The organism is Enterococcus sp. GPZ-007 (genome assembly GCF_059374735.1).
Genome location: NZ_JCAFYN010000015.1, coordinates 50,601 through 75,886, shown reverse-complemented (window position 1 = coordinate 75,886; position 25,286 = coordinate 50,601). Strand labels below are relative to the sequence as shown.

The 25,286-nt window shown below is 40.9% G+C and carries 24 protein-coding genes and 1 riboswitch; of the genes, 17 read left to right on the top strand and 7 right to left on the bottom strand.

All coding sequences use genetic code 11. The features are described 5' to 3' along the window. Positions 1–255 precede the first annotated feature (255 nt). From AC4J95_RS09875 to AC4J95_RS09865, 3 genes are all read left to right on the top strand, one after another. Positions 256–678 (top strand): LPXTG cell wall anchor domain-containing protein, encoded by a 423-nt coding sequence (locus AC4J95_RS09875; RefSeq protein ID WP_494549735.1) that lies wholly within the window; start codon positions 256–258, stop codon positions 676–678. Between the two features lie 502 nt (positions 679–1,180). After that, on the top strand, positions 1,181–2,704 hold the full coding sequence (locus AC4J95_RS09870; RefSeq protein ID WP_494549734.1) for an AcpB/EbpR/MafR family transcriptional regulator: 1,524 nt from the start codon (positions 1,181–1,183) through the stop codon (positions 2,702–2,704). 20 nt (positions 2,705–2,724) lie between these two features. Further along, complete coding sequence (locus tag AC4J95_RS09865) at positions 2,725–3,018, top strand: nucleotide pyrophosphohydrolase (RefSeq protein WP_316403586.1); 294 nt, start codon at positions 2,725–2,727, stop codon at positions 3,016–3,018. A 47-nt stretch (positions 3,019–3,065) separates the two neighbouring features. Here the strand turns inward: AC4J95_RS09865 and gloA2 are convergent, their stop codons facing one another. Further along, positions 3,066–3,455, bottom strand: a complete 390-nt coding sequence (gloA2, locus tag AC4J95_RS09860) for an SMU1112c/YaeR family gloxylase I-like metalloprotein (RefSeq protein WP_494549733.1) — start codon at positions 3,453–3,455, stop codon at positions 3,066–3,068. Between the two features lie 116 nt (positions 3,456–3,571). Beyond that, positions 3,572–3,661: riboswitch (TPP riboswitch) on the top strand. Positions 3,662–3,784: 123 nt separating this feature from the next. Here gloA2 and thiW point away from each other — a divergent pair. From thiW to AC4J95_RS09815, 9 genes are all read left to right on the top strand, one after another. Further along, positions 3,785–4,264, top strand: coding sequence for an energy coupling factor transporter S component ThiW (gene thiW / locus AC4J95_RS09855; protein ID WP_494549746.1), 480 nt, complete (start codon positions 3,785–3,787; stop codon positions 4,262–4,264). Then, positions 4,261–5,079: a hydroxyethylthiazole kinase gene (gene thiM, locus AC4J95_RS09850; RefSeq protein WP_494549732.1), complete on the top strand. Its 819-nt coding sequence runs from the start codon at positions 4,261–4,263 to the stop codon at positions 5,077–5,079. Before thiW ends, thiM begins: the two co-directional genes overlap by 4 nt. Beyond that, the gene (gene thiE, locus AC4J95_RS09845) at positions 5,070–5,699 is read left to right on the top strand and encodes a thiamine phosphate synthase (protein WP_494549731.1); all 630 of its coding nucleotides are present in this window, start codon (positions 5,070–5,072) and stop codon (positions 5,697–5,699) included. The genes thiM and thiE overlap by 10 nt, the downstream gene beginning before the upstream one ends. Next, a complete protein-coding gene (thiD, locus tag AC4J95_RS09840) occupies positions 5,696–6,514 on the top strand; it encodes a bifunctional hydroxymethylpyrimidine kinase/phosphomethylpyrimidine kinase (RefSeq protein WP_494549730.1) in 819 nt (272 codons plus the stop codon). The genes thiE and thiD overlap by 4 nt, the downstream gene beginning before the upstream one ends. A 204-nt stretch (positions 6,515–6,718) precedes the next feature. Then, positions 6,719–8,008 carry an FAD-dependent oxidoreductase gene (locus AC4J95_RS09835; RefSeq protein ID WP_494549729.1) on the top strand — a complete coding sequence of 430 codons (1,290 nt, stop codon included), beginning with the start codon at positions 6,719–6,721 and terminating at the stop codon, positions 8,006–8,008. 1 nt (position 8,009) lies between these two features. Beyond that, the gene (locus AC4J95_RS09830; protein ID WP_494549728.1) at positions 8,010–9,479 is read left to right on the top strand and encodes an AcpB/EbpR/MafR family transcriptional regulator; all 1,470 of its coding nucleotides are present in this window, start codon (positions 8,010–8,012) and stop codon (positions 9,477–9,479) included. Between the two features lie 215 nt (positions 9,480–9,694). Next, positions 9,695–11,194 (top strand): glycerol kinase GlpK, encoded by a 1,500-nt coding sequence (glpK, locus tag AC4J95_RS09825; RefSeq protein ID WP_494549727.1) that lies wholly within the window; start codon positions 9,695–9,697, stop codon positions 11,192–11,194. A gap of 19 nt (positions 11,195–11,213) precedes the next feature. Continuing rightward, the gene (gene glpO / locus AC4J95_RS09820; protein ID WP_494549726.1) at positions 11,214–13,052 is read left to right on the top strand and encodes a type 1 glycerol-3-phosphate oxidase; all 1,839 of its coding nucleotides are present in this window, start codon (positions 11,214–11,216) and stop codon (positions 13,050–13,052) included. After that, entirely contained in the window at positions 13,052–13,768 is a 717-nt protein-coding gene (locus AC4J95_RS09815) for an MIP/aquaporin family protein (RefSeq protein WP_494549725.1), read from the top strand. The genes glpO and AC4J95_RS09815 overlap by 1 nt, the downstream gene beginning before the upstream one ends. A 64-nt stretch (positions 13,769–13,832) precedes the next feature. Here AC4J95_RS09815 and AC4J95_RS09810 read toward each other — a convergent pair whose 3' ends face one another. Next, positions 13,833–14,186 (bottom strand): winged helix-turn-helix transcriptional regulator, encoded by a 354-nt coding sequence (locus AC4J95_RS09810; RefSeq protein WP_316403582.1) that lies wholly within the window; start codon positions 14,184–14,186, stop codon positions 13,833–13,835. A gap of 145 nt (positions 14,187–14,331) precedes the next feature. On the opposite strand from AC4J95_RS09810, the gene AC4J95_RS09805 reads away from it, so the two are divergent. Continuing rightward, positions 14,332–15,540: an MFS transporter gene (locus tag AC4J95_RS09805; protein WP_494549724.1), complete on the top strand. Its 1,209-nt coding sequence runs from the start codon at positions 14,332–14,334 to the stop codon at positions 15,538–15,540. A gap of 25 nt (positions 15,541–15,565) precedes the next feature. Here AC4J95_RS09805 and AC4J95_RS09800 read toward each other — a convergent pair whose 3' ends face one another. From AC4J95_RS09800 to AC4J95_RS09790, 3 genes are all read right to left on the bottom strand, one after another. Beyond that, positions 15,566–16,021 (bottom strand): helix-turn-helix domain-containing protein, encoded by a 456-nt coding sequence (locus tag AC4J95_RS09800; RefSeq protein WP_494549723.1) that lies wholly within the window; start codon positions 16,019–16,021, stop codon positions 15,566–15,568. A gap of 93 nt (positions 16,022–16,114) precedes the next feature. Further along, positions 16,115–17,485 (bottom strand): MFS transporter, encoded by a 1,371-nt coding sequence (locus AC4J95_RS09795; protein WP_494549722.1) that lies wholly within the window; start codon positions 17,483–17,485, stop codon positions 16,115–16,117. 330 nt (positions 17,486–17,815) lie between these two features. Beyond that, positions 17,816–18,604, bottom strand: coding sequence for a TraX family protein (locus tag AC4J95_RS09790; RefSeq protein ID WP_494549721.1), 789 nt, complete (start codon positions 18,602–18,604; stop codon positions 17,816–17,818). Positions 18,605–19,114: 510 nt separating this feature from the next. Here AC4J95_RS09790 and AC4J95_RS09785 point away from each other — a divergent pair. Next, entirely contained in the window at positions 19,115–19,534 is a 420-nt protein-coding gene (locus AC4J95_RS09785) for a Rid family detoxifying hydrolase (protein WP_494549720.1), read from the top strand. 197 nt (positions 19,535–19,731) lie between these two features. On the opposite strand, the gene AC4J95_RS09780 is transcribed toward AC4J95_RS09785, so the two are convergent. Then, on the bottom strand, positions 19,732–20,739 hold the full coding sequence (locus tag AC4J95_RS09780) for a YeiH family protein (RefSeq protein ID WP_494549719.1): 1,008 nt from the start codon (positions 20,737–20,739) through the stop codon (positions 19,732–19,734). A 178-nt stretch (positions 20,740–20,917) separates the two neighbouring features. Here AC4J95_RS09780 and AC4J95_RS09775 point away from each other — a divergent pair, with 178 nt between their 5' ends. Both AC4J95_RS09775 and AC4J95_RS09770 read left to right on the top strand, forming a co-directional pair. Continuing rightward, the gene (locus AC4J95_RS09775) at positions 20,918–21,727 is read left to right on the top strand and encodes a LysR substrate-binding domain-containing protein (protein ID WP_494549718.1); all 810 of its coding nucleotides are present in this window, start codon (positions 20,918–20,920) and stop codon (positions 21,725–21,727) included. A gap of 76 nt (positions 21,728–21,803) precedes the next feature. Beyond that, complete coding sequence (locus AC4J95_RS09770) at positions 21,804–22,835, top strand: C39 family peptidase (RefSeq protein ID WP_494549717.1); 1,032 nt, start codon at positions 21,804–21,806, stop codon at positions 22,833–22,835. A gap of 105 nt (positions 22,836–22,940) precedes the next feature. Here the strand turns inward: AC4J95_RS09770 and AC4J95_RS09765 are convergent, their stop codons facing one another. Further along, on the bottom strand, positions 22,941–24,116 hold the full coding sequence (locus tag AC4J95_RS09765) for a M28 family metallopeptidase (protein WP_494549716.1): 1,176 nt from the start codon (positions 24,114–24,116) through the stop codon (positions 22,941–22,943). Positions 24,117–24,225: 109 nt separating this feature from the next. Here AC4J95_RS09765 and AC4J95_RS09760 point away from each other — a divergent pair, with 109 nt between their 5' ends. Beyond that, positions 24,226–25,119 carry a helix-turn-helix transcriptional regulator gene (locus AC4J95_RS09760; RefSeq protein WP_494549715.1) on the top strand — a complete coding sequence of 298 codons (894 nt, stop codon included), beginning with the start codon at positions 24,226–24,228 and terminating at the stop codon, positions 25,117–25,119. The last annotated feature ends 167 nt before the right edge of the window (positions 25,120–25,286 follow it).

Sequence of the window (25,286 nt, the reverse complement as noted above, 5' to 3'; positions counted from 1 at the left end):
GGTTTATTGATATATCAATTAAATAGATGCTGAAGTAAGTGCGACTGCTTCGGCAGAAGAATATGTAGCAGCAGTAAAAAAATTAACGAAAGATTTTGTATTCACTGAAAGCAAAGCGACTCTTAAGGATACAAAGGAGACAATTGATTCTGGTCTGGCTGTTTTCGATAATTTGGACAAGCGTTCGGCTGACGGAACATATAAAGTCTATTTCTTTGAAGAGGTAGCTAAGTCCGGTGTTCAAGCTTCGGCTCGTTGATTTTAGTTTTGCCAGTAGTGAAGAATAATGTAGAAAATAGAGATATTCATTTATATCCAAAAAACAAAGTTAAGGGCGAAATCGACAAAGTGTTAGTCGATAAAGATGGCAATCCTCTTTACAATGAAGAAAAGCCTGAGGAAGAGCCAAAGAAAAAAGATCGCTATGATTATGAAGTCGGCAAAATGGGTTACTATCGTGCCAGCTTTACAATCCTTTTATTGACAGATGATAAAGATTTTATAATCTCGAAAGCGTCATTTAAAGATGATGCAACATTGAAGGTTGCCAACGTTTCAAAGGGCGGCTTCTTACCATCAACCGGTGGTAAAGGGATTATTGCTTTCCTAGCTGTGGGTATGGCTTTGATGCTGTTTGCATTCTATAAATATCGTCGGATTCAACACGCTGCAAACTAATTTAATAGAGAATATGCAAGGGCAGTCACTTTGCCCTTGCTTTTTTATTTTTTGAAAAAAAATGGGATAAGTTGATAGAAGGATTTTTGATTATAAAATATAAAAAAAAGTTTTATTTTTAAAGAAAGTAAGATTGAATACTGATTGTTTGCGCTCATTTTTGCTGATAGTACAGTGTCTTGTTTCAATTTTATTCACGATCTAAAAAAACTTAGTTTTAAAATTACGACATTTGAATAAAATTGACCAAAAATTGCCTAAATCGTTTCTTTGTTTTATTATTTGTTAACAACATAAAAGATTTAAAGTATTTGGCAGTTTTTTTACATAAAAAAGGATATTACTGAGAAAATAATGCTGGAGAAAGTCATTAATCAATGGAGACTTCATTTTTTTGTCAAAATACAAAAATTCCGAAGAATTGGCTTCTGGTGGACAGTCGGAAAAAGGAGAAAGAGTAAAGTTTTAGCAGTGAAGGCATTCTTTTGAGAGGAGAATGGTCATGGATTTTCGTGCAGTGTTAGGAGCAAGCAATAAGCGACGATTAGCATTAGTGGAGCAGCTCTATTATCATCGTGATGGATGGTCCAGCGATCAATTGTTAAGCGAGTTGAATTGCTCGCTGCCGATTTTGTTAAATGATATCGAATTGATCAATGAGGAATATCCGAGTTTTCAGATTATAAAAACAAAAGGGCTCTACCGTTTAATTGTCGATAAAAAAGTCAGTTTGGGGAGCTTGTATGCCAATATTTTGAACACGAGTCCGGAATTTCAGATTATTGAGGAGCTCTTGTATGAGGAGTGCGAGAATATCACTGCTTTAGCCAAAAAGCTGTACCTCAGTTCTTCTAATACACAACGGTATTTAAAAAAAATTGAGAAGGCTTTAACCATGGCTGGTATGGACCTGTGTTATCGTCCCTTACGAGTGGAGGGGAACGAAGGAGAGATTCGGAACTTTTATTACCGTTTCTACACTGAGAAACAAAAGGCTTTTGAAAGTACCATGCCAAAGCTCCCGACAAAGCATTACCATATTATTGAACGGTATGTGCAGGAATTCGTGAGAGTCAATCAGATCCATGAAAAGTATGTTTTTCAAAAACGATTGATCTACAATTTCTACGTCAGTACCTGGCGGATGAAAAATGGTCATGAATATCCTAGAGAAGACTTGCGGACTGAAGGATTAGTCTTACCGATGGAGATCGAGTACAAGGAATTGAAGCAAGCAGTTAGAGAAGGAGCGGACATGGTGCTGACCCCAGACATGGTGCGGGATGGTCTTTGGTTGACCTTTTCAGATTCAATCGTGTTCAGTGCTTCACATAGAGAGCTTGCGCTGACCGATAATGCAAAATATCAGCAGCTGTTTATGCGCCATTATGAATTAGTGGATGACTATAATAAAATGCTAGGCTATCGTTTAGACAAGCAAAGCAGGATCGACTTGGCGACAGTATTATCAAATGATTTCTATATGTATGATCCTCAAGGGCAATATGTGTGTCTGCTGTGGCGTAATCGCACCATGTTCCTATCAGAAGTGTCGAAAATATACAATCGCGGTGTTGAAAAAGTTAGAGAGCTGGTACAAAGCTTCGTTGATAAATACGAAATGTATCAGGAAGAAGATTTTATTCGAGATTATACTTATTTACTGATTACGATGGAAGAAAGAAGTATGGAGTGGTTGGCAAATCAGGGGCCGCTGTTAAGAATTTTATTGTTGTCTGATTTAACGCCTACGGAAGAGAGTTTTTTAGCAAAACAAATTTCAGATACGATCTATGGAAATTTCATGATCGTTCATTTTGAAAAATTATCCGGCGGCACACCGCAATTACATGAGGAGCTAAAAAAATACGATTGCCTGATCACTACGGGCTCAGCAGAAGGATTACCGGAGGAATATCCGGTCGTTGTGATTGATCCCTTCTTGACTAGACTAAGTACACGCTGGATTCAAGAAACGATTAGTGAGCTGGAAGAAAATCGAAGCCTTGTATCTATGGTAGAATAGTTAGCGAAAGAAGGCTGACTATGAATAGTATGGAAAAAATCAATCAATTTCGCGATGAAAGAAACTGGCGCCCATTTCATAATGAGAAGGATTTAGCATTATCAATTTGCTTAGAGGCGGCCGAACTGCTGGAGCTTTTTCAATGGAAGGATTCAGAAGAAGCGCGGACACAGACAGAGCGCTTGAAGGAAGAACTGGCTGATGTACTGATTTATTCTTACATGATGGCTGATAATCTGGATTTCGATATTGATGAGATCATCAGTGAAAAATTGAAGAAAAATGCGATTAAGTATCCAGTGGAAGAAGCGTAAATCTATTACAAGGAAAGCCCCTTTTCAAAGCGAAAAGAGGCTTTTTGTTATTCATGTAATTCCAGCGGCAGTCCATCTGGATCAAAGAAGAAGGTCATCTTCTCACCAGTGAAGTCATCGGTTCGTAAAGGTTCGCATTCGACACCGTGGCTAGCTAAATAAGCAACCGTCGCTTCGATATCTTTTGTCTTGAAGGCTAAGTGACGCAGGCCGGCCGCTTCTGGAAAACTTGGACGTTTTGGCGGGTCTTGTACGGCAAAGATTTCTAATTCCGCATCGTTAAGCTGCAGATCTAGTTTATAATCCTGGCGCTCTGGTCGGTAATTTTCGCGAATGATCGGTAAACCGAGAATATCGACATAAAAATGGCGAGCTTTTTGATAGTCCGACACGATGATAGCGACGTGATGGATCGCAGAAAAATCTGGTTTAGGCATAAAAACATCCTTTCTGTTTTTCTCTTATTATTCAAAAATTGAACGAGTTCGAGCCGCTTTTATTCATTATAAGCTAGTTGGTTAAAAAAAAGTATGTTATACTTCAATCAATTGAATAGAAACATTTGGGGTGCTGTAATGCTGAGATTATACCCATGGAACCTGATGCAGTTAAGACTGTCGCAGGGAAATGTAGCTAGTTGACTGATCGTACCCGACCATTTTCTTTTGGTTGGGTTTTTCTGTCTTTTGCTCCTCTTGTTTCTTGCGGAAAGGGGCTATTTGTCGTGGAGAAAAATAAAATCCACAAGTTAACGTTACTAGCACTGATGATCGCTTTGGATGTCGTGCTTTCGCCATTGATGCGGATAGAAGGGATGGCGCCGATGTCCAGCGTCATGAATATTATCGCCGGGGTATTATTGGGACCATTCTATGGGACAGTAATGGCAGTGGTCTGTGCATTGATTCGGATGACGATGTTGGGGATTCCGCCGTTGGCATTGACGGGTGCGGTATTTGGCGCATTCTTAGCAGGACTGTTTTACAGTTTTGGAAAAAAATTGATCTGGTCGATGCTGGGAGAAGTCGTTGGCACGGGCATCATCGGTTCGCTTTTGTCTTATCCTGTGATGGTTTGGTTCACTGGCAGTCAAAATGATCTGTATTGGCTGATCTATACGCCAAGATTTGTCGGTGCGACATTGATCGGTTCGGCGATTGCTTTTGTAGTGTTAGTGAAATTACAGGAAACAGCGATTTTTAAACGCTGGCAACGGTTGTTTTCCAGTGAAAGGATGTTTGGATGATCAAAACGAATTTTTCAAAGGTATTTCCGTTGGCGGATGGGCCGTTAGTTCATTGCATAACCAATGAAGTCACCTGTGAGACGGTGGCGAACGCTTTGCTCTATGTTGGGGCGAAGCCAATCATGGCTTCTGATCCCAGAGAGTTTGAAGAGCTGTTTCAAAAGACCGATAGTTTGCTGCTGAATATTGGTCATTTATCGGAAGAACGAGAAAAGAGTCTGATTGCAGCGAGTAAATTAGCGAATAAAGCGCAGAAGCCAACGGTGGTTGATTTGGTTGGTTATGGTGTCAGTCGAGTTCGTGATCAGGTGGGGCGTTCTTTGGTGGAAGAAAAACCATCAGTCGTAAAGGGCAATATTTCCGAATTGCGTAATTTCTGCAATTTGCCGAGTTATGCTCGCGGAGTGGATGGTAGCGAGCTGGATCAAAGTGATAAAGCAATCGAAGAATTGATCGAAGCGATGCAGACTTTAGCAAAGTCGTATCCGAAAACCACTTTTTTAGCGACTGGCAGTCAGGATATTATCGTTGATCAAAAACATATTTGGCGATTAACCAATGGGGTGCCCGCATTGGATCGCTTTACTGGAACAGGTGATATCGTTGGTGCGTTGATTGCTGCTTTATTAGGCAGCGGAGTGGAAGCGGCCGATGCAGTCATTTCTGCGGTCAGCTACTTTAATCTTTGCGGTGAACAGGCAAAAGACGAAATCGGGTTAGCTGCTTTTCGGCAAGAAACATTGAATCAGCTTTCGGTATTGATGGAAGAAGATTGGTGGACTGAAGTGAAGGGATGGGAGAAACAATGGATTTAACCTTATATTTAGTGACAGGACGCTATGATTTTAGCGACGAGAAATTTTTAACCGTGATTGAAGAGGCCTGCAAAAACGGTGTGACATTGGTTCAATTACGGGAGAAGGAATTGGTGACGGGAAGATTTTATGAGCTTGCCTTGAAGGTAAAAGCGATCACGGATCGTTACCAGATTCCTTTGATCATCAATGATCGAGTGGATATTTGTCTGGCGGTCGATGCGGCAGGGGTGCATATTGGTGATGATGAGATGCCAGTAGATGTCGTTCGTTCTTTGATTGGATCAGAAAAAATTTTGGGTGTCTCGGCGAAGACAGTGGAACGTGGTTTAGAGGTAGAAAAAGCAGGCGCAGATTATTTAGGAATCGGTGCGATTTTTCCAACAAAAACCAAAGATACCCCGCTGACTTCTAAAGAAATGCTGAAAGCCATTAATAAAGCAGTGACGATTCCAAGTGTGGCAATTGGAGGGATTAAGGAAGATAATCTAGCTGATTTTCATGGAACGGGGATTGCAGGTGTTTCGATCGTCAGTGAGATTATGCGGGCAAAAGATGTCGGTGAAAAGGTCCGCAGCTTGAGACAAAAAATTGATAAAGTATTGGAGGAACAAGCATGATCAATTCAACACCGCAAGTCGTGACGATCGCCGGTTCTGATTCCGGCGGCGGCGCAGGAATCCAAGCCGATTTAAAAACGTTTCAGGCGCGTAAAGCCTTTGGCATGAGTATTATCGTGGCACTAACCTCGCAAAATACTTATGGGGTACAAGACAGCATGGCGATTCCCAGTGTATTTATCGAAGAGCAGTTTGATTCGTTGGCGGCTGATTTTTCGATTGGTGCAGCGAAGACTGGGATGCTGGCAGATGTGGAACGTGTGGAGACTGTCGTGAAGAAATTGAAGCAAGTCGATTTTGGACCATTGGTGGTTGATCCAGTGATGGTAGCAAAAGGCGGGCATCATTTGCTGGAAAGCGATGCGGTAAAAACGATCAATGAAAAACTATTACCGTTAGCTGCCATCGTAACGCCAAACTTGCCAGAAGCAGAAGTGATTATTGGACAAAGAATCGTCACAGATCAGGAGATGATCGAGGCAGCGAAGAAGCTGCAAGCTTTCGGCACGCAAAATGTCATCGTCAAAGGCGGGCATAGCCAAAATGAGGAAGCCGCCGATTTTGTTTTGCTGGCATCAGGAGAGAGTTTCTGGATGAGTGCGCCAAGGGTTGAAACGAGTAATACTCATGGAACAGGTGATACCTTCTCAGCGTGTATCGCGGCTGAACTGGCCAAAGGAACAGAATTGAAAGAAGCGATTATTATCGGTAAGAAATTTATCCACGCAGCCATCAGCCAACCGATCTTTGTCGGTCACGGTCATGGACCAACCAATCATTGGGCAAAAATTTCAGATTCCATTGTACTTAAGTGAAGCAGAAATTAATAAAAAATAGTTATTCTTATTACTCGTCTTTTGACCATTACTTTTCGGTCAAAAGACTTTTTTTTATCCTTAAATGAATAAAATAGCGAACTCTCAGGTAAAGCCTTATAATTAAGTTGTGGTATTTTCGTACTATGAAAAGGCAGCGACAATTTTACACCAAATAAATAGCTTATAGAAAAGAGGGCTCATATGCGTGTAGTTATTATAGGTGGATCATTTGGCGGCATTCAGGCAGCGTTAGAAATCAAACAGGCTTCTCCAGAAACTGAGGTCTTAGTGATTGAAAAGCAAACTGAGCTAGGATTTATTCCAGGGAGTTTGGCGCTTATCTTGAAAGGAGAAGCATCTTCTGTCGACGAATTGCGCTGGATTACCCAAAAAGAGGCGGAGCGTTTTGGAATTCAAGTGAAAACAGGGGTATCTTGTACTGGACTTGTAGCAGAGAATCAAATAAGCCTGTCTACTGGAGAAAAGATATCTTTTGACCGCCTAGTGATTGCAACAGGTTCAAAGCAATCTTTTCAGCAAAGTACTACACGATCTTCACGAGTAAAAACCTGTAAAACAGAGCAAGAGGTTGAAGAGATATTATCAATGCTAAATAATCTCACAACGGTAGCAATTATCGGCGGTGGGCATGTCGGTTTGGAACTTGCGAATGCTTTTGTTCAAACGGACAAGCAGATTCATTTGTTTGAAAGTGACGAAATGTTGATGGGACACTATTTTGATGAGGAAATGATTCACCCACTGGAAACAGCGATTCGCGAATCATCTATCAATCTACATATGAGCACCTTTGTAGAAAAAGTAGAGGAGACAAAGAATGAGAAGGCTCGTCTATATTTTGATGAAACATATTTGGAAGTCGATCTTGTATTGTTGGCTAATAGCACACGTCCAGATAATCAACTTTGGCGAGCCTTGGATTGCAATGATGATGGGACTCTGAAAGTGAATGCCTATTTACAAACCTCTAATCCTAAAATTTATGCGATTGGTGATACGATTCAAGTAAAATTTCAACTCACGAATGAAAAACTTTATTTGTCACTAGTTAATAATGCTATCAGAACAGCAAAAATTGCCAGTCAAAATATCACTGGTACGTTGAAAAAGGATTCAGGTACAGTCCGTTTGAGTGGCAATTATTGGTTTGGTTATTTTGTGGGTAGTGCTGGATTAATTGAAAAAGAAGAACTTTTTTATCCTGAAAAAATCAAAAGAAAAAAGATGGAAATACCGATCTCTGTGGTCTCAAAGGAGAGAGTGAAGGTGAAGCTTATTTTGAACGCCAAAACAAACGTTTTATTAGGTGTTCAGCTCATTTCAAAGAGTGTGAATTCCGCTTTGTTGGATTCGTTTGCCACAGTAATCCAAGAACAGCAAACACTCAGCGATTTTATGCTGAACGAACACTTTTTTCACCCATCTTTTCGCTTTCCGTTAATAAAGGATTTCGATTTAGAGGAGAGTTAGTATGAAGATAGACCAATTATTGGATAAAAACCAACAACTTCAATTATTGATTCTTAAACAGCTAATTTTTTCAAGTGGGAGAATTTCAATGAGCCAGTTAGCTAAAGAAGTTGGACTTTCTAAAACGAGTCTGGATCAATATATCGAAGATGTTGCTTATTTAGGAAACGAATTGGAAATGGGCTTTTTGATAAGTAGAGAGAGACATATTCTTGTATTAGAGCTGGATAATGGAATAAGCTTAGAAAAAATCACGGCTTTACTAGTAAAAGACAGTTTCAAATTTCAGTTACTGGAGTTTATCTTGCTTCAACGAGAATTTACGATTCCACAAATCGCACAAGAGTTTTCAACTAGTGAGTCTTCCATCTTCCGTAAATTTCGTGAGCTTAATGACGTACTCGCAGAATTTCATATTCGTATCAAGAATGGTCGCTTGCAAGGGGAAGAGTTACAAATTCGGTATTTCTATTTTCAAATGTATACTTATTTTCCAGTAGAAATGAGACCTAGTTTTCTGATTGAATCTGATCAGAATCAATTGTTCTTACGAGCATTGGAGCGCGCATTAGAAACAAAGTTCTCTACAGGCGCTAAAAGTGAGATTGCCTGCTGGTTGGGTATCAGTCTAAAACGAATGGCAGCCAAGAAAAAGCAGCAACAGCATTTGAAACCCAATTATCGTTTGTTTCAAAACGATGTATTATACCAAAGAATTGAACCGTTGATCCGCTTAAATAATAGTCGGAGTTCCTTTGAATTAAATCAATATGAGCCAATGATGTTTTATAGTTTTCTAGTTTCTTTTGCTATTTTGAATGAAGAATCATTTTATCGCTATGAATTACAACGTAGCAAGAAATTATTACCCGCGCTTTTGGATATGTATATTCGTGAAATGATTCTGGTCCATTATCGACCGGAAAGACTGTCTATTCAACAGGAGAAGGCAGTGGGATATGAACTTTCGCAAATCAATAATCGGATTTATTTTTTTCAAGGTTATCTTCCTCGCTATGAACCCGACCGTCTATTGGCATTGCAAAAGGAGAATTTGGGTGTTGAACGAAGTCTCTTGTTAGATGAATTACAAAAAACAGCGCTTCATTTTTTAGGACCACTGAAGAAGAGAGATCCATTAGTTACTCAGGCTTTAATGATTGATTATGCGAGTGTTTTATCTATGATTGATTTCTACATTGCTAAAGAAGTGATCGTAGGTGTTGATTTAGAAGAATTGCCTGTTTATCGTGTTTCTTATTACCAAAAATTATTTTCAGAATTGCGGCCCATCGCAGGAATTCGGGTAGAACAAGTTCGTAAAGAAACTGCTTACGACCTTATTATATCTACACGAGGGAAGAAAAAATATTCTCATGTGAGGATCTATTGTCTTTCAGAATTTGAATCTTCTTATGATATGGTTCAAATCAAGCAACTGATAGAGCAGCTTAAAAAAGAAAAAAACTAGTAAAGTAGTTCTTATGGAGCTGCTTTTTTTGATGGAAATATTAAAAAAATTCAATTGTAAGGACCCTTGGTATGATTGAGTTTATTAAGAAAACTGCCACTATTTTGAAAGTAGGATTAAATAATTGACGGTTTTATTGAGGGAAAGCGCGATAGGATAGAAACAGAAAAGAAAGCGATTGCAAAATTGTTTTGTTATAAGGAGGACAAATGATAATGACTGAAAAACAACAATACATTATGGCGATTGATCAAGGAACAACGAGTTCTCGAGCGATTATATATGATAAGTTCGGGCATCAGGTTGCTAGTTCACAAAAAGAGTTTACACAATATTTTCCTCAAGAGGGGTGGGTAGAACACGACGCGAATGAAATTTGGAATTCCGTCCAGTCTGTGATTGCAGGAGCATTTATTGATTCAGGAATCAAACCTGATCAAGTTGCTGGGATTGGGATCACAAATCAACGGGAAACCACTGTTATTTGGGAAAAAGATACGGGTCGTCCTATTTATCACGCGGTTGTCTGGCAGTCACGACAATCTGCACAAATTGCGGATCAGTTAAAAACAGATGGTTATGAAGAAATGATTCACCAAAAAACAGGGTTAGTCGTTGATGCTTATTTCTCTGCTACAAAAATACGATGGATTTTAGATCAAGTAGAAGGTGCTCAAGAACGAGCAGAAAACGGTGAATTACTTTTTGGAACGATTGACAGCTGGCTTGTTTGGAAATTGACGGATGGGGGATCCCATGTAACCGATTATTCTAATGCCAGCCGTACCATGCTTTACAACATTCATGAGTTAGCCTGGGACCAAGAGATTCTAGATTTATTGAATATTCCTAAGGCTCTTTTACCAAAAGTAACGTCAAATTCTGAGATATATGGCTATACTCAGGGCTATCATTTCTTCGGCAGTGAAGCGCCTATTTCAGGAATGGCGGGCGACCAGCAAGCTGCACTATTTGGTCAAATGGCATTTGAGCCTGGAATGGTTAAGAATACGTATGGCACAGGTTCATTTATTGTCATGAATACTGGCGAGAAGCCACAATTATCTAAAAATAATTTGCTGACAACGATCGGCTATGGAATCAATGGCAAAGTGTATTACGCCTTGGAAGGAAGTATTTTTGTTGCTGGTTCTTCCATTCAATGGCTACGAGATGGATTGAAAATGTTGAAAAAAGCGAGTGATTCTGAAGACGCTGCTAAACGATCCACCAATCAAGATGAGGTATACATTGTACCGGCTTTTGTTGGTCTAGGGGCTCCCTATTGGGATCAAAAAGCACGCGGAGCAATGTTTGGTTTGACTCGAGGAACAACGAAAGAAGATTTAATCAAAGCAACTCTTCAATCAATTGCTTACCAAGTTCGCGATATTGTGGATACGATGCAAGAAGATACAGGGATCAAAATCCCCGTATTAAAGGTAGATGGAGGAGCGGCTAATAACGAATATTTAATGCAATTCCAATCAGATATTCTAGATGTGCCTATTCAACGAGCCTCCAACCTTGAAACGACAGCTTTAGGAGCAGCCTTTTTAGCAGGACTGGCTGTCGGCTATTGGAAAGACATGGATGAGATCAGAGAATTCTATGAGGCGGGTAAGATTTTTGAAGCTGAGATGTCCCCTGAGCGTCGTCAAAAATTGTATGACGGTTGGAAAAAAGCGGTAAAAGCGACCCAAGTATTTGAATAAAAATAAGGAGTGAACAGAAATGTCATTTTCAAAAACAACGCGTGAAAAAAGTATTGAAGTACTCAAAAATGAAGAGATGGATTTATTGATCATTGGTGGGGGAATTACGGGTGCTGGTGTTGCGATTCAAGCAGCTGCAGCTGGAATGAAGACAGGTCTGATCGAAATGCAAGATTTTGCGGAAGGCACCTCTTCACGATCAACTAAATTAGTTCATGGCGGTATTCGCTATTTGAAAAATTTTGACGTTGAAGTCGTAGCAGATACAGTTACCGAAAGAGCCGTCGTTCAAGGAATTGCTCCACATATTCCTAAACCTGATCCAATGCTCTTACCAATTTATAATGATGAAGGGCCAACAACTTTTAGTATGTTTTCAGTGAAAGTAGCTATGGATATTTACGATCAATTAGCTAACGTTAAGGGAACAAGCTATGAAAATTATACGCTGACTCCGGAAGAAGTTTTGGAAAGAGAACCGTTCATCAAAAAAGAAGGATTACAAGGTGCAGGTGTTTATTTGGACTTCCGCAACAACGATGCGCGTTTAGTGATTGAGAATATCAAAAAAGCAGCATCCGATGGTGGTCACATGGTCAGCAAAATGAAAGCAGTTGGTTTTATCTATGACGGGGATCAAATTGTAGGTGTAAAAGCTCGCGACTTGCTAACTGGTGAAACAATTGAAATTAAAGCAAAATTAGTGATCAATACAAGCGGACCATGGGTTGATAAAGTTCGTAATATGAATTTCACAAAACCTATATTGCCTAAAATGCGTCCAACCAAAGGTGTGCATTTAGTGGTTGATGCAAAAAAACTGCCAGTTCCACAACCAACCTATTTTGATACCGCTCAAAATGATGGTCGCATGGTGTTTGCGATCCCGCGGGAAGGCAAGACGTATTTTGGTACAACGGATACGGATTATCAAGGGGATTACGTTGATCCGAAGGTCACACAAGAAGACGTGGATTATTTGTTGGCGGTGATCAATCACCGTTATCCCGAAGCAAAGCTGACAATTGATGATATCGAAAGCAGCTGGGCGGGGTTGCGACCATTATTAATTGGAAATGCTGGATCAGACTATAATGGCGGTGACAACGGCAACATCTCTGCCCAAAGCTTTCAAAAAGCAGTCGATGTAGTGACGGACTATAAAGATGGCAAAGCAACACGCGACGAGGTAGAAGATGTATTGAATAATCTTGAAAGTAGTCGAGCAGAAAAACGTTTAGCCCCTTCCTCCGTTTCTCGTGGCAGCTCCTTGGAACAAGCGCCAGATGGAATGATTACGTTATCAGGTGGAAAAATCACTGATTACCGCAAAATGGCCGCTGGTGCTATCGAATTGATTCGTCAATTATTGCAAACGCATTATGGATTGACCTTTAAGGAAGTGGATTCAAAGACTTACGCTGTTTCCGGTGGAGATTTTGACCCAACAAAAGTATCAGAAACTGTCGTAGAATTTTCAAAAAGTGGTGTTGCTGCTGGTCTTTCAGAAGAAGAAGCGACTTATATTGCAGATTTTTATGGTACGAATTCAAATAAGATATTCCATTTGGCAAGAGAAATGGACGCTTATCCAGGGATGAGTTTGGCTGAGTCAGCACGTTTGCTCTATGGTATGGAGGAAGAAATGGTCTTAACCCCAGTGGACTATTTGTTACGTCGGACCAATCATATTTTGTTTGAAAGAGATACGTTAGATGCGTTGCGTCAACCAGTCCTTGATGCGATGGCGTCCTACTTCGAGTGGGAAGAAGCGGAAAAAGCAGAGATGGCGGAACAATTAGCTGCTGCAATTGATGAATCTGACTTAACAGAATTAAAGACAGGAGGCGGTAAGTAATGAGCGGCGATATGACACAAATAATGGGTGAATTTATCGGTACGATGATCCTAGTCTTACTAGGTGACGGGGTCTGTGCGGCAGTGAATTTGAACAAAAGTAAAGCACAAGCTTCTGGTTGGATCGTGATTGCAATGGGCTGGGGAATGGCAGTGATGATGGGAGCGTATATCTCAGGATTCATGGGACCAGCACATTTGAATCCAGCAGTTACCTTGGCAATGGCTATGAATGGATCGATTTCGTATAACTTAGTACTTCCTTTTAGTATTGCGCAAATGGCAGGTGCCTTTGTTGGTGCCGCTCTTGTTTGGTTAGCTTATCTACCTCATTGGGAAGCAACTAACGATCAAGGAGCAATTCTAGGCACTTTCGCGACAGGACCTGCTATTCGCAAGTATTCGGCGAACCTGATTACAGAAGTTATCGGAACTTTCGTATTGGTGTTGGGATTATTGGCATTTACTCAAACAAAATTTGCAGATGGAACAAATATCTTTGCCGTGTCGGGGCTCATCTTAGCCCTTGGTTTATCGTTGGGAGGTCCAACAGGCTATGCAATTAATCCAGCGAGAGATTTAGGTCCTAGGTTGGCACATGCTATCTTACCAATTGCGAATAAAGGAACCTCTGACTGGCAGTATGCTTGGGTACCTGTCATAGGACCTATGCTTGGTGGTATCATTGCCTATGGTGTTTTTCAATTGATGATTTAAAAAATAAAAACATTCCAACTTAGCTACACTGTTGGAATGTTTTTTGCTGTAAAAGTGATGATAGTTAGTTTGCCTTTAAACAGATATCCTGTCCTTGTTCTTGCAGGTGAGCGACATGCTGTTCGCCCCAACTGCACAGACTGTCTAAAATATCTGACAGGCTTCGGCCGTATTCACTTAATGAGTATTCGACCTTCGGCGGGACTTGCTGATAAACTTTGCGGTCGATGATATTGTCATCTTCTAATTCACGGAGCTGCTGCGTCAGCATTTTTTGGCTGATGCCGGTGATCCCACGTTTCAAATCACTGGGGCGCATCGGTCCGTGGCGCAGATTACAGAGGATAATGGGTTTCCATTTTCCACCGATAACATCCATTGTGGCTTCCACGCCGATCATATATGCACGATTCTCCAAAAAAATTTCCTCCTTAAAACCTTGGTAATATACAAAAGTTACTGAAAGGTACCTATAGTACAAAAAAGTGGGTACTTATCAAAAGGTCATCAACAGTATATAGTATCTTCTCGTAGGTTACAAATACTTTTTTTGGAGGAACAAAATGGAAAAGAAAATCTCACCAAACTTAACGTTACTGGCTCTCGCAATCAATGCTTTTGCGATCGGGTCAACCGAATTTATCAGTGTTGGGCTTTTACCAATGATCGTGAAAAACTTCCACGTCACCTTAGATCAAGCAGGTCTAACCGTTTCATTATATGCATTCGGCGTTACGATTGGGGCGCCATTATTAACTGTTTTGACAGGAAAATGGAATCGCCGCAATTTGATGTTGGGGATTATGCTGCTGTTTATCAGCGGAAACTTATTAGCCGCATTTGCGCCAACCTTTACGATTTTGTTATTTGGTCGGATTTTAGCGGCGCTGGCTCACGGAATCTTTATGTCAGTTTCAACGGTCATTGCGGCTGATGTCGTAGAACCTTCACGGCGGGCAAGCGCAATTGCTATCATGTTCACGGGTCTGACTGTGGCGACAGTAACCGGTGTACCGCTGGGCACCTTTATTGGGCAGCAAACAACCTGGAATATGTCCTTCATCTTTATCGCAGCAGTTGGTTTGCTTGGTCTGATGGCCAGCAGCTTCTTAGTGCCACGTCATTTATCGATTCCTGGCAAGGTCGATTTGAAGGGCTTTGCTCGCATCTTTACCAATAAACCATTAGTGATGTCCTTCTTGATCACTGCTTTTGGTTATGGCGGAACATTCGCAGCTTACACGTATCTGTCTCCAATTTTAGAAGGCTTTGGTTTTACAGCTAGTGCAGTCGTAATTATTTTGATTGTTTATGGCGTGATGGTGGCAATCGGCAATACGGTCGGTGGACATTTCGCCAATGAAAAACCACTTGCTTCATTAATTAAAATGTTTGGACTTTTGATGGTGGCACTCGTTTTCTTATTTGCCACGATTTTGATTGGAAACAATATTTTAGGTTTGCTTGCAGCGCTGCTTTTAGGGTTGTTTGTCTTCATGAATGTCCCTGGCTTGCAGCTGTATGTCGTGCAGCTAGCTGAGAAATATGTACCGCAAGATATCACTCTGGCATCCGCACTTAATATTGCGGCCTTCAACATCGGGATTACATTAGGGTCAACAGTTGGAGCTCAGGTCACTGGTAAAATGGGAATTGCGTACACACCGATTTTTGGTGCAGTGATTGTTCTGTTGGCGATTATCTTGATCCTGCAAGTGAAAAAGAGCGAATCAGCTATCTCCTTAAACGAAGTAGCTGACTGTGAAGAATAACCAAAAAAGCCGTGACGTTTTACCGTCACGGCTTCTGTGCATTAGTCCAAATTTGCGCTAAAATATCCTTCAATACGAGGAAGGCATCTTGATCAGTGTAACCATAATCCTTCTTCAACCGTTGCAGCATTTCTTTCAGTTTTGGAATGTAATCATCCAAGTGAACGTGCTGCTGATAGGTTGCCAAGACGGGATATTTTTCTGCCCAAACGCTTGTCCAATCGACTTTCGCTTGTTTTTCTTCACTGGTTTTAGCGATAACTTCTTTGATATCGTTCAAGTCAGGGTCAAATTCGATCAGCTCGTCTAAAGAGATTTTATATGCGGCAGCTAATTTTTTTGATTGGTTGATATCCGGCAGTGTTTCATCCAGTTCCCATTTTGAGATCGTCTGTCTACTCACACCAAGTTTTTCTGCTACTTCCTCTTGCGACAGACCTTGTTTCTTTCGTGCATTGAAGAAATTCGTTCCTAGTGACATTCTTCATCCCTCCAAACTTTATATATTCAGTTTAGCAGGATTTGAGCTGAAAACTAGCGATGATCTTTTGAACAGTTGCCCGTTTTCTTAACATTAGCCAAGTGTCGGTTCCTTGCGAAAATGAATCAAACAAGCAATGAAAACAGCTAACAGTAAAGCCAATAAGAAAAGCAATGAAATCTGTGAACCAGTAACGGTGGCCGCAATAAAGTTTGTTTGAGACTGTTGTGCTAGATTAATGATCGTTGCGACGATCGCCGTGGCAACGGCACCAGAGAATTGCTGCAAGGTATTGAACAGCGTGTTCCCATCTCCGTATTCATCTTCTGAAAGCAAGTTCATGCCAGTAGTCATTAGATTACTGTAAGAAAAACCGATGCCAATCATATAAAAGACATGTCCCGCGACAAATCCAAGTAAAATCGGCGAACGTAATAATACTGTCAAAGCGATCCAGCCGATCGTCGCGAAACTTAGCCCAAGTAAGATTGGTCTTTTCGAACCAAAGGTATCTAAGACACGACCAGAGATCGGGGCTAGGATCGCACCGACTGCTGCGCCTGGCATCATCACCAGACCGGCAATAAAGGCATCTTTGCCTAAAACGATTTGAATAAAGTTTGGCAGGACAAATGAGATCCCTAACAATAAAAATTGACAAACTAAGAAGCCGCATAAGAATAGGACGAAGACTTTATTTTTCAAGACTGTAATGCGGACTAGCGGATTCTTTCCCCGTGTCGCTTGACGATAGAAGATGATTAAGCCAATGATTCCAATAGCCAGAGAAACAAGGCTGATTAAGCTTCCGATTTGATTTAGGAACATCAGCAGTCCGCTGAATAGCAGCGCTACACTAATCAGACTCAAAATATCCAATGCACCAGTTTTCTTAACCGGCATTTCTGGGATAGCATAAAGCCCGATTATCAAAGAGATAGCGAGAACTGGTAATAAGAATAGAAAGATCGCGTGCCAAGAAAGACTAGCGGTCATGATACCGCCATATGTCGGTCCAATCGCTGGGGCAATGGAAGTTGTAAGTGTTCCGACCCCCATCATCGTTCCGCGTTTATGCATCGGGGTGAAATTCAAAATAATATGGAACATCAACGGCAGAGCAATACCTGTGCTGACACCCTGCAACAGTCGCCCAATCAATAAAATACCGTAAGATGGCGACCACAGATCAATCACTAAGCCGGCAATGAAAAAGAGATTAGCGACAATAAACAATTTACGGATCGAAAAATTTTTCAATAAATAATTAGAGAAGGGTACCATAATGGAGATCACTAAGAGATAAATAGTCGTGACCCATTGCACCATACCAGTGGATATTCCGAACTGTTTGATCAGGGTGGGGAAGGTCACGTTCATAGCAGTTTCGATCAAAACGCCGGCGAAGGACATGATCCCCGTGGCAAGGACGGCTAACAACAAATGGAGTTTCTTTTCTTTCATGTAATAACCTCACTTCATTTCGACAGATAACCTTGAATAAGGAATTAGCAATTTCTATTAATATAGCAAATGGAACTTGTAGCTAATTCTTGTTGAAGAAAGCATTTTTCTTCATGCATACGATCCAACTAAACAGCTCAATACTTTGAATAATAGAGAACATTTAGTTAGCAATCTGCTAATTCAATAAGCTGCTAAAAGCAGAACTGACAAAAAGAGAGGTGGTTTCTAAATTAATAGAAACCGCCTCTCTCTCGACACGCGTTGCGTGTTATCTGTACGATTTATTCACAAAAAGTATTGTAAAACTTTTTATGGACAAGGTCAAGCTTAGCGTTGGATCAAAAAGCTGATGATAGCAAAAATTGCAATGTGTGCGGGATAAAAAATATAGAAGAAATTCCGCATACTGCGACCTTTTTCACCGTTATATAAAATAATCGGAATCGCTGAAAACATCATCATCCATTGATAATTCATGGTAAATGCGTGCTGTACACCGCCGCCGAACACCAACGTGATCAATGCGATAATCACAAGTGCAGCAACCTGCAAAAATTTCTTACCATGGAAAAGGTAGAATAGGACAGCTAGTAAAACAAATAGAATGCCACCTTCAGTCAATAATGCTGTTGGAACAAGTAAATTGAACGCTTGGAAAAATAGCAATCCAAATTTTGAATCAAGTAATCCGCTAGACAAAAGCACCATTACCAAAGCACTTAAAAGTGTTGGCACTAATAACCAAAGCAATCCTTTAGCGATTTTCCGCTGTTTGAAGTATTCGCAAGCCTGCATGTAGACGGTGGCTAAAAATAGAGTACCAAAAATATTATTAATAACAATCGCATCGTCTACCGCGAAATAACGATTCAAAATCATATTAATGACGCCCATTAACCAAAATCCTGCTAATAATCGGAGCATATATCTTTTTCGATTCCGAGTATGGATAAAGCCTTCAGAACTTTCAAATAGAAAAATCGGTGCCGCGATTCGTCCGATCCAATGGAACCACATAGGAACACCTAAAAATAAGAAAAATTCTGCAATATGATCTAGTACCATTGTTACAACCCCGGTAACCTTTAACTGGAAACCAGTCATTCCTTTATTCATTAAAAAAACCCTCTCTCTTTTCTTTGTTAACACAATACTGAAATTCTATAATATTCACCATGTATTTGACGAACAATAGGCTTACAAAAATGAGAGAATAAATGTCAGAAAATTCTTTAAACTTATTGACAACGAAAGAAACCTCCGTTATCATTACAATCATAAATTAATTTAATTGCCATTTAAATTTAATTTTTATGGATAAGGAGAATTTCTATGAACGCGACGACTACTTCAACAATGATTATTATTAGACTGAGGACTTGAGACTTGTTTTGAAAAAAACAGTTTGAAGTCCTGTTTGACATTTGTTGAGTGGGATTCTCCAAGCATCCCACCTACTCGGTGAGATGCTTTTTTTGCGAGTTAAGCTTTTGCAGTTTACCAAGCGTGAGACGTGAGATGGATTAAATCTGTTAAATCCCAAAACCTATGAACTGGTTTAGTGGATAATATATATTTAGAGAAAACTAATTGTGATTAATTGTAATTAAAAAAGGAGTGGGAAAAATGGAAAATAATGTAAAAAAGGTGAACTTTCAAGAGGCTGCAGTCTACACAGTTGAAACAACGGAGGCGCCACAAGCGATTGGACCATATGTTCAAGGGAAAGTTGTGAATGGGATGTTGTATGCCTCAGGACAAATTGCACTAGATCCTGTCAGCGGGGAGTTAGTTGGAGAAACAATCGAAGATCAAACCTATCAGGTTTTACAGAATGTCGGTGGTGTCTTGAAGGCTGTCGGAGCAGATTATGACAAAGTTGTAAAAACGACTTGTTTTTTGAAAAATATGTCTGACTTTGCCGCGTTTAATCAAGTTTACGCCAGTTTTTTTGAGAAGGAGAAGCCCAGCCGTTCATGTGTTGGGGTAGCTGATTTGCCAAAAGGTGCTTTGGTAGAAGTTGAAATTGTTGCGGTTGTTGAGTAAAAGATAATTTAATAAGTTCGTTTGAAGCCTTCCTATCAATGATGGGAAGGTTTTTTCCGATTTCTTTTTTAAAAAATAGAAAAGGATAATTCATGGTATCAAGTTCTGGAGTTGACTAAATAAAAAAGCCCCGCTATGGTCAAAACCTGACCAAGAGGCGAGACTGTCAATATAAAAAGATAAATCAAATTCAATAATCATATGTGCAAAATAAAAATGAATACCACCGCAGCAATGGTTTGGACCGCCCCAACGGATAAACCATAAATTAGGAAACGCGGTCCTTCTTTTAGGAATTTGCGAAAATCTAATCGCAGTCCGATCGCAGCCAAGGCAGTCGTTTCAAACCAAGTGCTGATAAAATGCGCACCATCGCTAAAGATTGGCGGCAGCGAAAAGAAGCTGTTAATGATACAGAAAATCAAAAAACAAGTGACGTACCAAGGGATCGGAAATTTTTTCTTCGATTCCTTGGTTGTTTTTAGTCCATCCTTTTGTGCTTTACGTTCGAATAGAAAAACGACCACGACCAAGAAAATGATTCGCGTTATTTTAAAGAGCATCGCATATTTGACCGTTTCAGGATTGACTAAGCTGGCGCCAGCGACGACCTGACCGACTGACTGCAAGGTTCCGCCAAGCAGAGCGCTTTTGCTTAATAGTGCATCCCCGAATAGCGATATTCCTAAGAAGGGCAGCGTCAGCATCATTACCGTTCCTAATAAATTCACAAGGGTAATGATTTGCCCCTTTTCCTCATCGTTCGCTTCGATCGCCGGTGCAATTGCTCCGATCGCAGATGATCCGCAAACGGCATTTCCGCCGGCCATCATTAAAGCCATTTTTTCATTAAAGCCAAGCTTTTGACCGAGCCAATAAGCGCTGATAATGACAGTTGACATGATCAATACAATAAAGATCAAACCTTTGATCCCCATCTCACCGATTGTTTGAAAGGTTACGGTGAACCCAAGCAAAACGACCGAGTATTCTAATAAACGACTCTCTGCAAACTTCGTCCCTGCGGCTAATGCTGGTTGTTTAAATAGCGTGTTTCCTAATACAATCCCTAAGAGAATCGCTAGGGTAGCACCCCCAAGCTTAGGAACAAGTAAAGCCAATAGTTTCGCTAAGACCGCTACACCTATGGACAGCCCTAGTCCGGGTACTATGGGGTTGGTTTTTGTGTAAAAAATTGTAAACATTATTAGACCTCTTTCTGATTATAAATATAGTTAGTTATTTAAAGCCGTTTGATATGAAAAGATCAACATAGTTTTCATTGACATTTCATTTGCATAACAAATTATAACCGATATCTTTCATTATTAGAATTTATTGATATAATACCTTAGATAGAAAAAGATAATGGAAGTGATTACGATGTTCAAATGGCTAGAAACATTCAAAGTAGTGTATGAGACTAAGAATTTTTCAAAGGCTTCAGAGATTTTATTTATTTCACAGCCAACAGTTTCCGCTCAGATCAAACAATTAGAGAATGAATTTGGCACACAATTATTTATTCGTAGCGGCAGAAAAGAAGTTCTGGTAACGCCGCAAGCGGAGATATTATATGAACGTGTCGTGGACCTGATGGACGACTGGGATAACTTGTATCAAGCAATCCAGACCAATCAACAGCAGATCGTTCGCTGTGTGATCGGTTCTTCCCACTCGTTTGCCAATTATGTATTGCCCAAGCTCTTGATCCAATTGCATCAAGAATTTCCCCACATTCGTTTCAGTGTGCAGATGATGAATTCCTTAGAGGTGTTACAAGCAGTAGAGCATCATACGGTGGATCTTGGTTTTATCGAAAAGCCATTGTCTGCGCCAAATATCAAGCGTTTTCCACTGATGGAGGATCAGTTAGTATTAGCTGGTGATACAGAAAAAGGTCCGTGGCTCGTACGGGAAAATACCTCGGGCGTTTATTACTATACGAAGCGTTTTTTAGAAGAAAAGGATATAAATGGACCTGTGATGGAGATCCAAAACAATGAAGTGATTGTTGGTCTGTTGCGGCAGGGGTTCGGCTGTTCACTGATTTCAGAGCGGGCGGTGGAAAATATTCCGCATCAACGATTGGACGATAGTTTTAAACGGAATTTCTATTTGATCCGACGCAAAACCAACGCTTCTGATGATATCGAAAAATGCGCTGACTTTATTTGTGAGTGGAGTAAATAGGAAAGATTCTTACTAGAAAGATGATATAATAAATAAGTCTAAAGATATTGTCAGTATAGAGTAGGAGGATCATTGAATGAAGAAAGTTGGTTTGTTGGTTGGCTTATTGATCGGATTGCTTTGTTTGCCGGTTTCCGTTGATGCTGCGGGGACAGCCATGTCGCGGCTCTATAATCCTAATAGCGGAGAGCACTTTTACACTGCTAACACGAATGAACGAGACAATTTGACGCGAGTGGGCTGGCGCTACGAAGGAATCGGCTGGAATGCACCGGCGAGCGGCAATCCCGTCTATCGTTTGTACAATCCCAATGTGGGAGATCACCACTATACATTGAATGCCAACGAACGGGATACATTGAAACGAGCGGGTTGGCGTTACGAAGGTATTTCTTGGTATTCGCCAAGCAGCGGCCTTCCACTTTATCGCTTATACAATCCGAATGCGCGAACAGGGACGCACCACTATACATTGAATGCCAATGAACGAGATACATTGAAACGAGCAGGTTGGCGTTATGAGGGTGTCTCTTGGTATGCTGTGCAGGGCAATACAGCTGAGTACATTTTGTTGAATGCACCCTATATCAATCAAAACTCAGCAGGAATGCCGATGGGCTGTGAAGCAGCGTCTTTACTACAAAGTTTGCAGCTAAAGGGGTATGCACGAAATTACAATCTAAAAACCTTTATTAAAGAAATGCCTTTAGCGGCTGATAAGAATCCCAATAACGGGTTCGCGGGACGACCAGATATCGTGATGAACAATGTCTACCAGTCGATTTTCCCAGCACCATTAGCAAAATGGGGCAGCAGATACGGGAAAGTCGCGAATATTTCCGGCAGCTCCACAGCAACACTGAAGCAGGAATTGCGTAACGGAAATTCTGTTGTGGTCTACGTTACGTTGAATTTTGCTAGTCCGCAATATGGAAAGTATTTCTGGGGGACCGGGATCGACAATGCCCATATCATGACCTTGGATGGCTATGATCAGGGCGGCAATATGTATCATGTTTCTGATCCAAATGCTGGAAAATATTGGGTTGCGGCGAATAAATTTGAAGCAAGCTACAATTTGAAAAAATATGCGGTAGTTGTAAGATAGAACCTTTGACTGTAAATACACGTCGTTTAAGTACGTGTATTTACAGTTTTTTATTTAGAATAGCCCGTCCATCTGAGAAGGATGAACGGGCTATAAGTGTCGGAGCTATTTTTTTAAGGATGCAGAGAGTTCTTTCAAGAAAACAACCGCTTCTTCCAATCGTTGGAAATCAACGATTGATAAGTTGTCCTTCGGGGTATGCATCACCGCTTCCATCAATAAATACATTTGAGTCGAAGCGATAGCAACTGCTGGGATTCCAGCGCCAGCGAACAGCATATGATCGCCCATCGGCCAAGGCTCGACTTTTTCGACAGTCGGATAATCCGCTGCAAAGCTCTCTAGCTGCTCGGTCAGTTGTTCTGAACATTCATAGAGCGAGTATGAGACGGTACTATTTTGCATCCCGGCACCATCAACGTTAAAGGCAAATTCGTATTCTTCAGGTTGATTTAACGATTGTGCCATGAACGTCATTTCCCCCGGCATTGAATAATAGTCCTCACCATTGAATAGAACAAATTCAAGTTGATTTTCTAGGTCGGTCTGGATCATTTCTTCTGCCAGAGTCAGCAGTGCGGCAACTCCTGTTCCATCATCTAACGCACCAGGAGTAGTAGGTTTTGTATCAATATGAGCAGAATAGGCGAGTTTTTTGCCGGTGCCAAACGTTGCGATCACATTCGCAGCGGTAGCAGGTTTACGCTCAGTCATCAAACGTAATGTCGCGAACTTTTTATTCAATAGTGAGGGTAACAATGATCCTTTGACTGTTCCACATGGAACATTGAAGTCGCCATCCTGAATGATTGGTACTGGAACATCGTCAAGAAAGCTGACGGTAATAACAGCTAACGGTTGTTTTTCTTCAAGAGCACGAACAATCGCTTGATGCTCCTCAGGATTCCAGAAGATCATACTTTTCGGCATGATCGGTTCTTTACAAAGCTCTCCATACATCACACAGATCTTATCAGTCAAATTGGCTGCTTCTAATTCTTGGATGGTTTGAACGGTAACTAATTCACCGCGGACATCACATGGCATTGCATATTCTGCCGCCGCTACTTCGATTGCTTGACCATCAACAATCAATTCTGCACCGTCATTTTGCCAATTCATACAAGGAAATTCCTGAAGTCGAACATCGTACCCTAAAGAACGAAACGTCTCAGCCGCATAATCAACCGCCGCTTTGTTTCCAGCTGAACCTGTCGCACGGGATCCGATTTCCTGACACAATTTTTCCATATGACCCACTAAACTATTTTTGATTTTCACTTTGATTTCCTCCTCTTAGTTGATAACATAAGTATAGAAGAGAAGAGGAAGCATTTCTTGACCTTCCTTGTGCACTTGTTGGATCGTTCAGAAGAAAATTGGAGGTATTATGGCAAACTTGGAGCATGCGGCGGCAGTAACGCGAATGCAAGCCTACATTGATGAACACCTAGAGGAAGATATTACCCTGCATGCATTAGCGCAGCAGGCGGGCTATTCACCATGGCATTGTGCCAAGATGTTTAAAGAATATACTGATAAATCACCCTTCGAGTATATTCGCAAATTACGCTTATCCAAAGCGGCGCTGGTTTTACGGGATGAACAGCTGCGAGTGATTGATGTTGCTTTAGATTTTGTTTTTGATTCTCATGAGGGCTTCACACGAGCGTTTCGGAAACAATTTGGTGTTACTCCAAAGGCTTATCAAAAAAAGACACCACCGATCCCCTTATTCACACCTTATCCTGTTGAAAGCTACTACTTAATGGGAGAAGAGCATGACGATTTGCCGCCGTTATCGAAGAATCTGCATGTTCGACTGATCAATTTTCCGGCGCGCAAGCTGATTTTATTGCGCGGGAAAAAGGTGGATACCTATATTGATTACGCTCGCGAGGTCGGCTGCGATGTCTGGGGTATCCTTGCCAGTATCAAAGAGGCGTTGTATGAGCCAATCGGATTGTGGCTACCGGAAAGCCTGCGACCAGAAGGAACATCGATTTATGCGCAAGGGGTGGAAGTACCATTTGATTATCAGGGGATCGTTCCTGCAGGATTTGAAGTGATCGACTTGCCTGCTTGTACGATGCTGCTGTTTCAAGGTGATCCTTATGATGAGTCTCGTTTTGACGAGGCGATCGAAGCAGTGATGGAACAGATCGATATATATGATCCAAGTCTGAATAATTGCCAGTGGGCTGAAAATGAAGGACCGCGTATTCAATTGGAGCCTCAGGGTTATCGCGGCTATATCGAAGCACGACCGGTCCATTTTACTTAAAAATCAAAAGCTTGTGAACTTTCTAAATAAAAAGTTTGCAGGCTTTTTTCATTCTATATATGAAGGGAAAATTCGGGTCGATTTTTTGTCAACCGTTTATGTAAAAAATCAGCCGAAAGTCTGAGGCGCCCCCCTACCCGAATGCTATAATTAGATCAATCACAAAT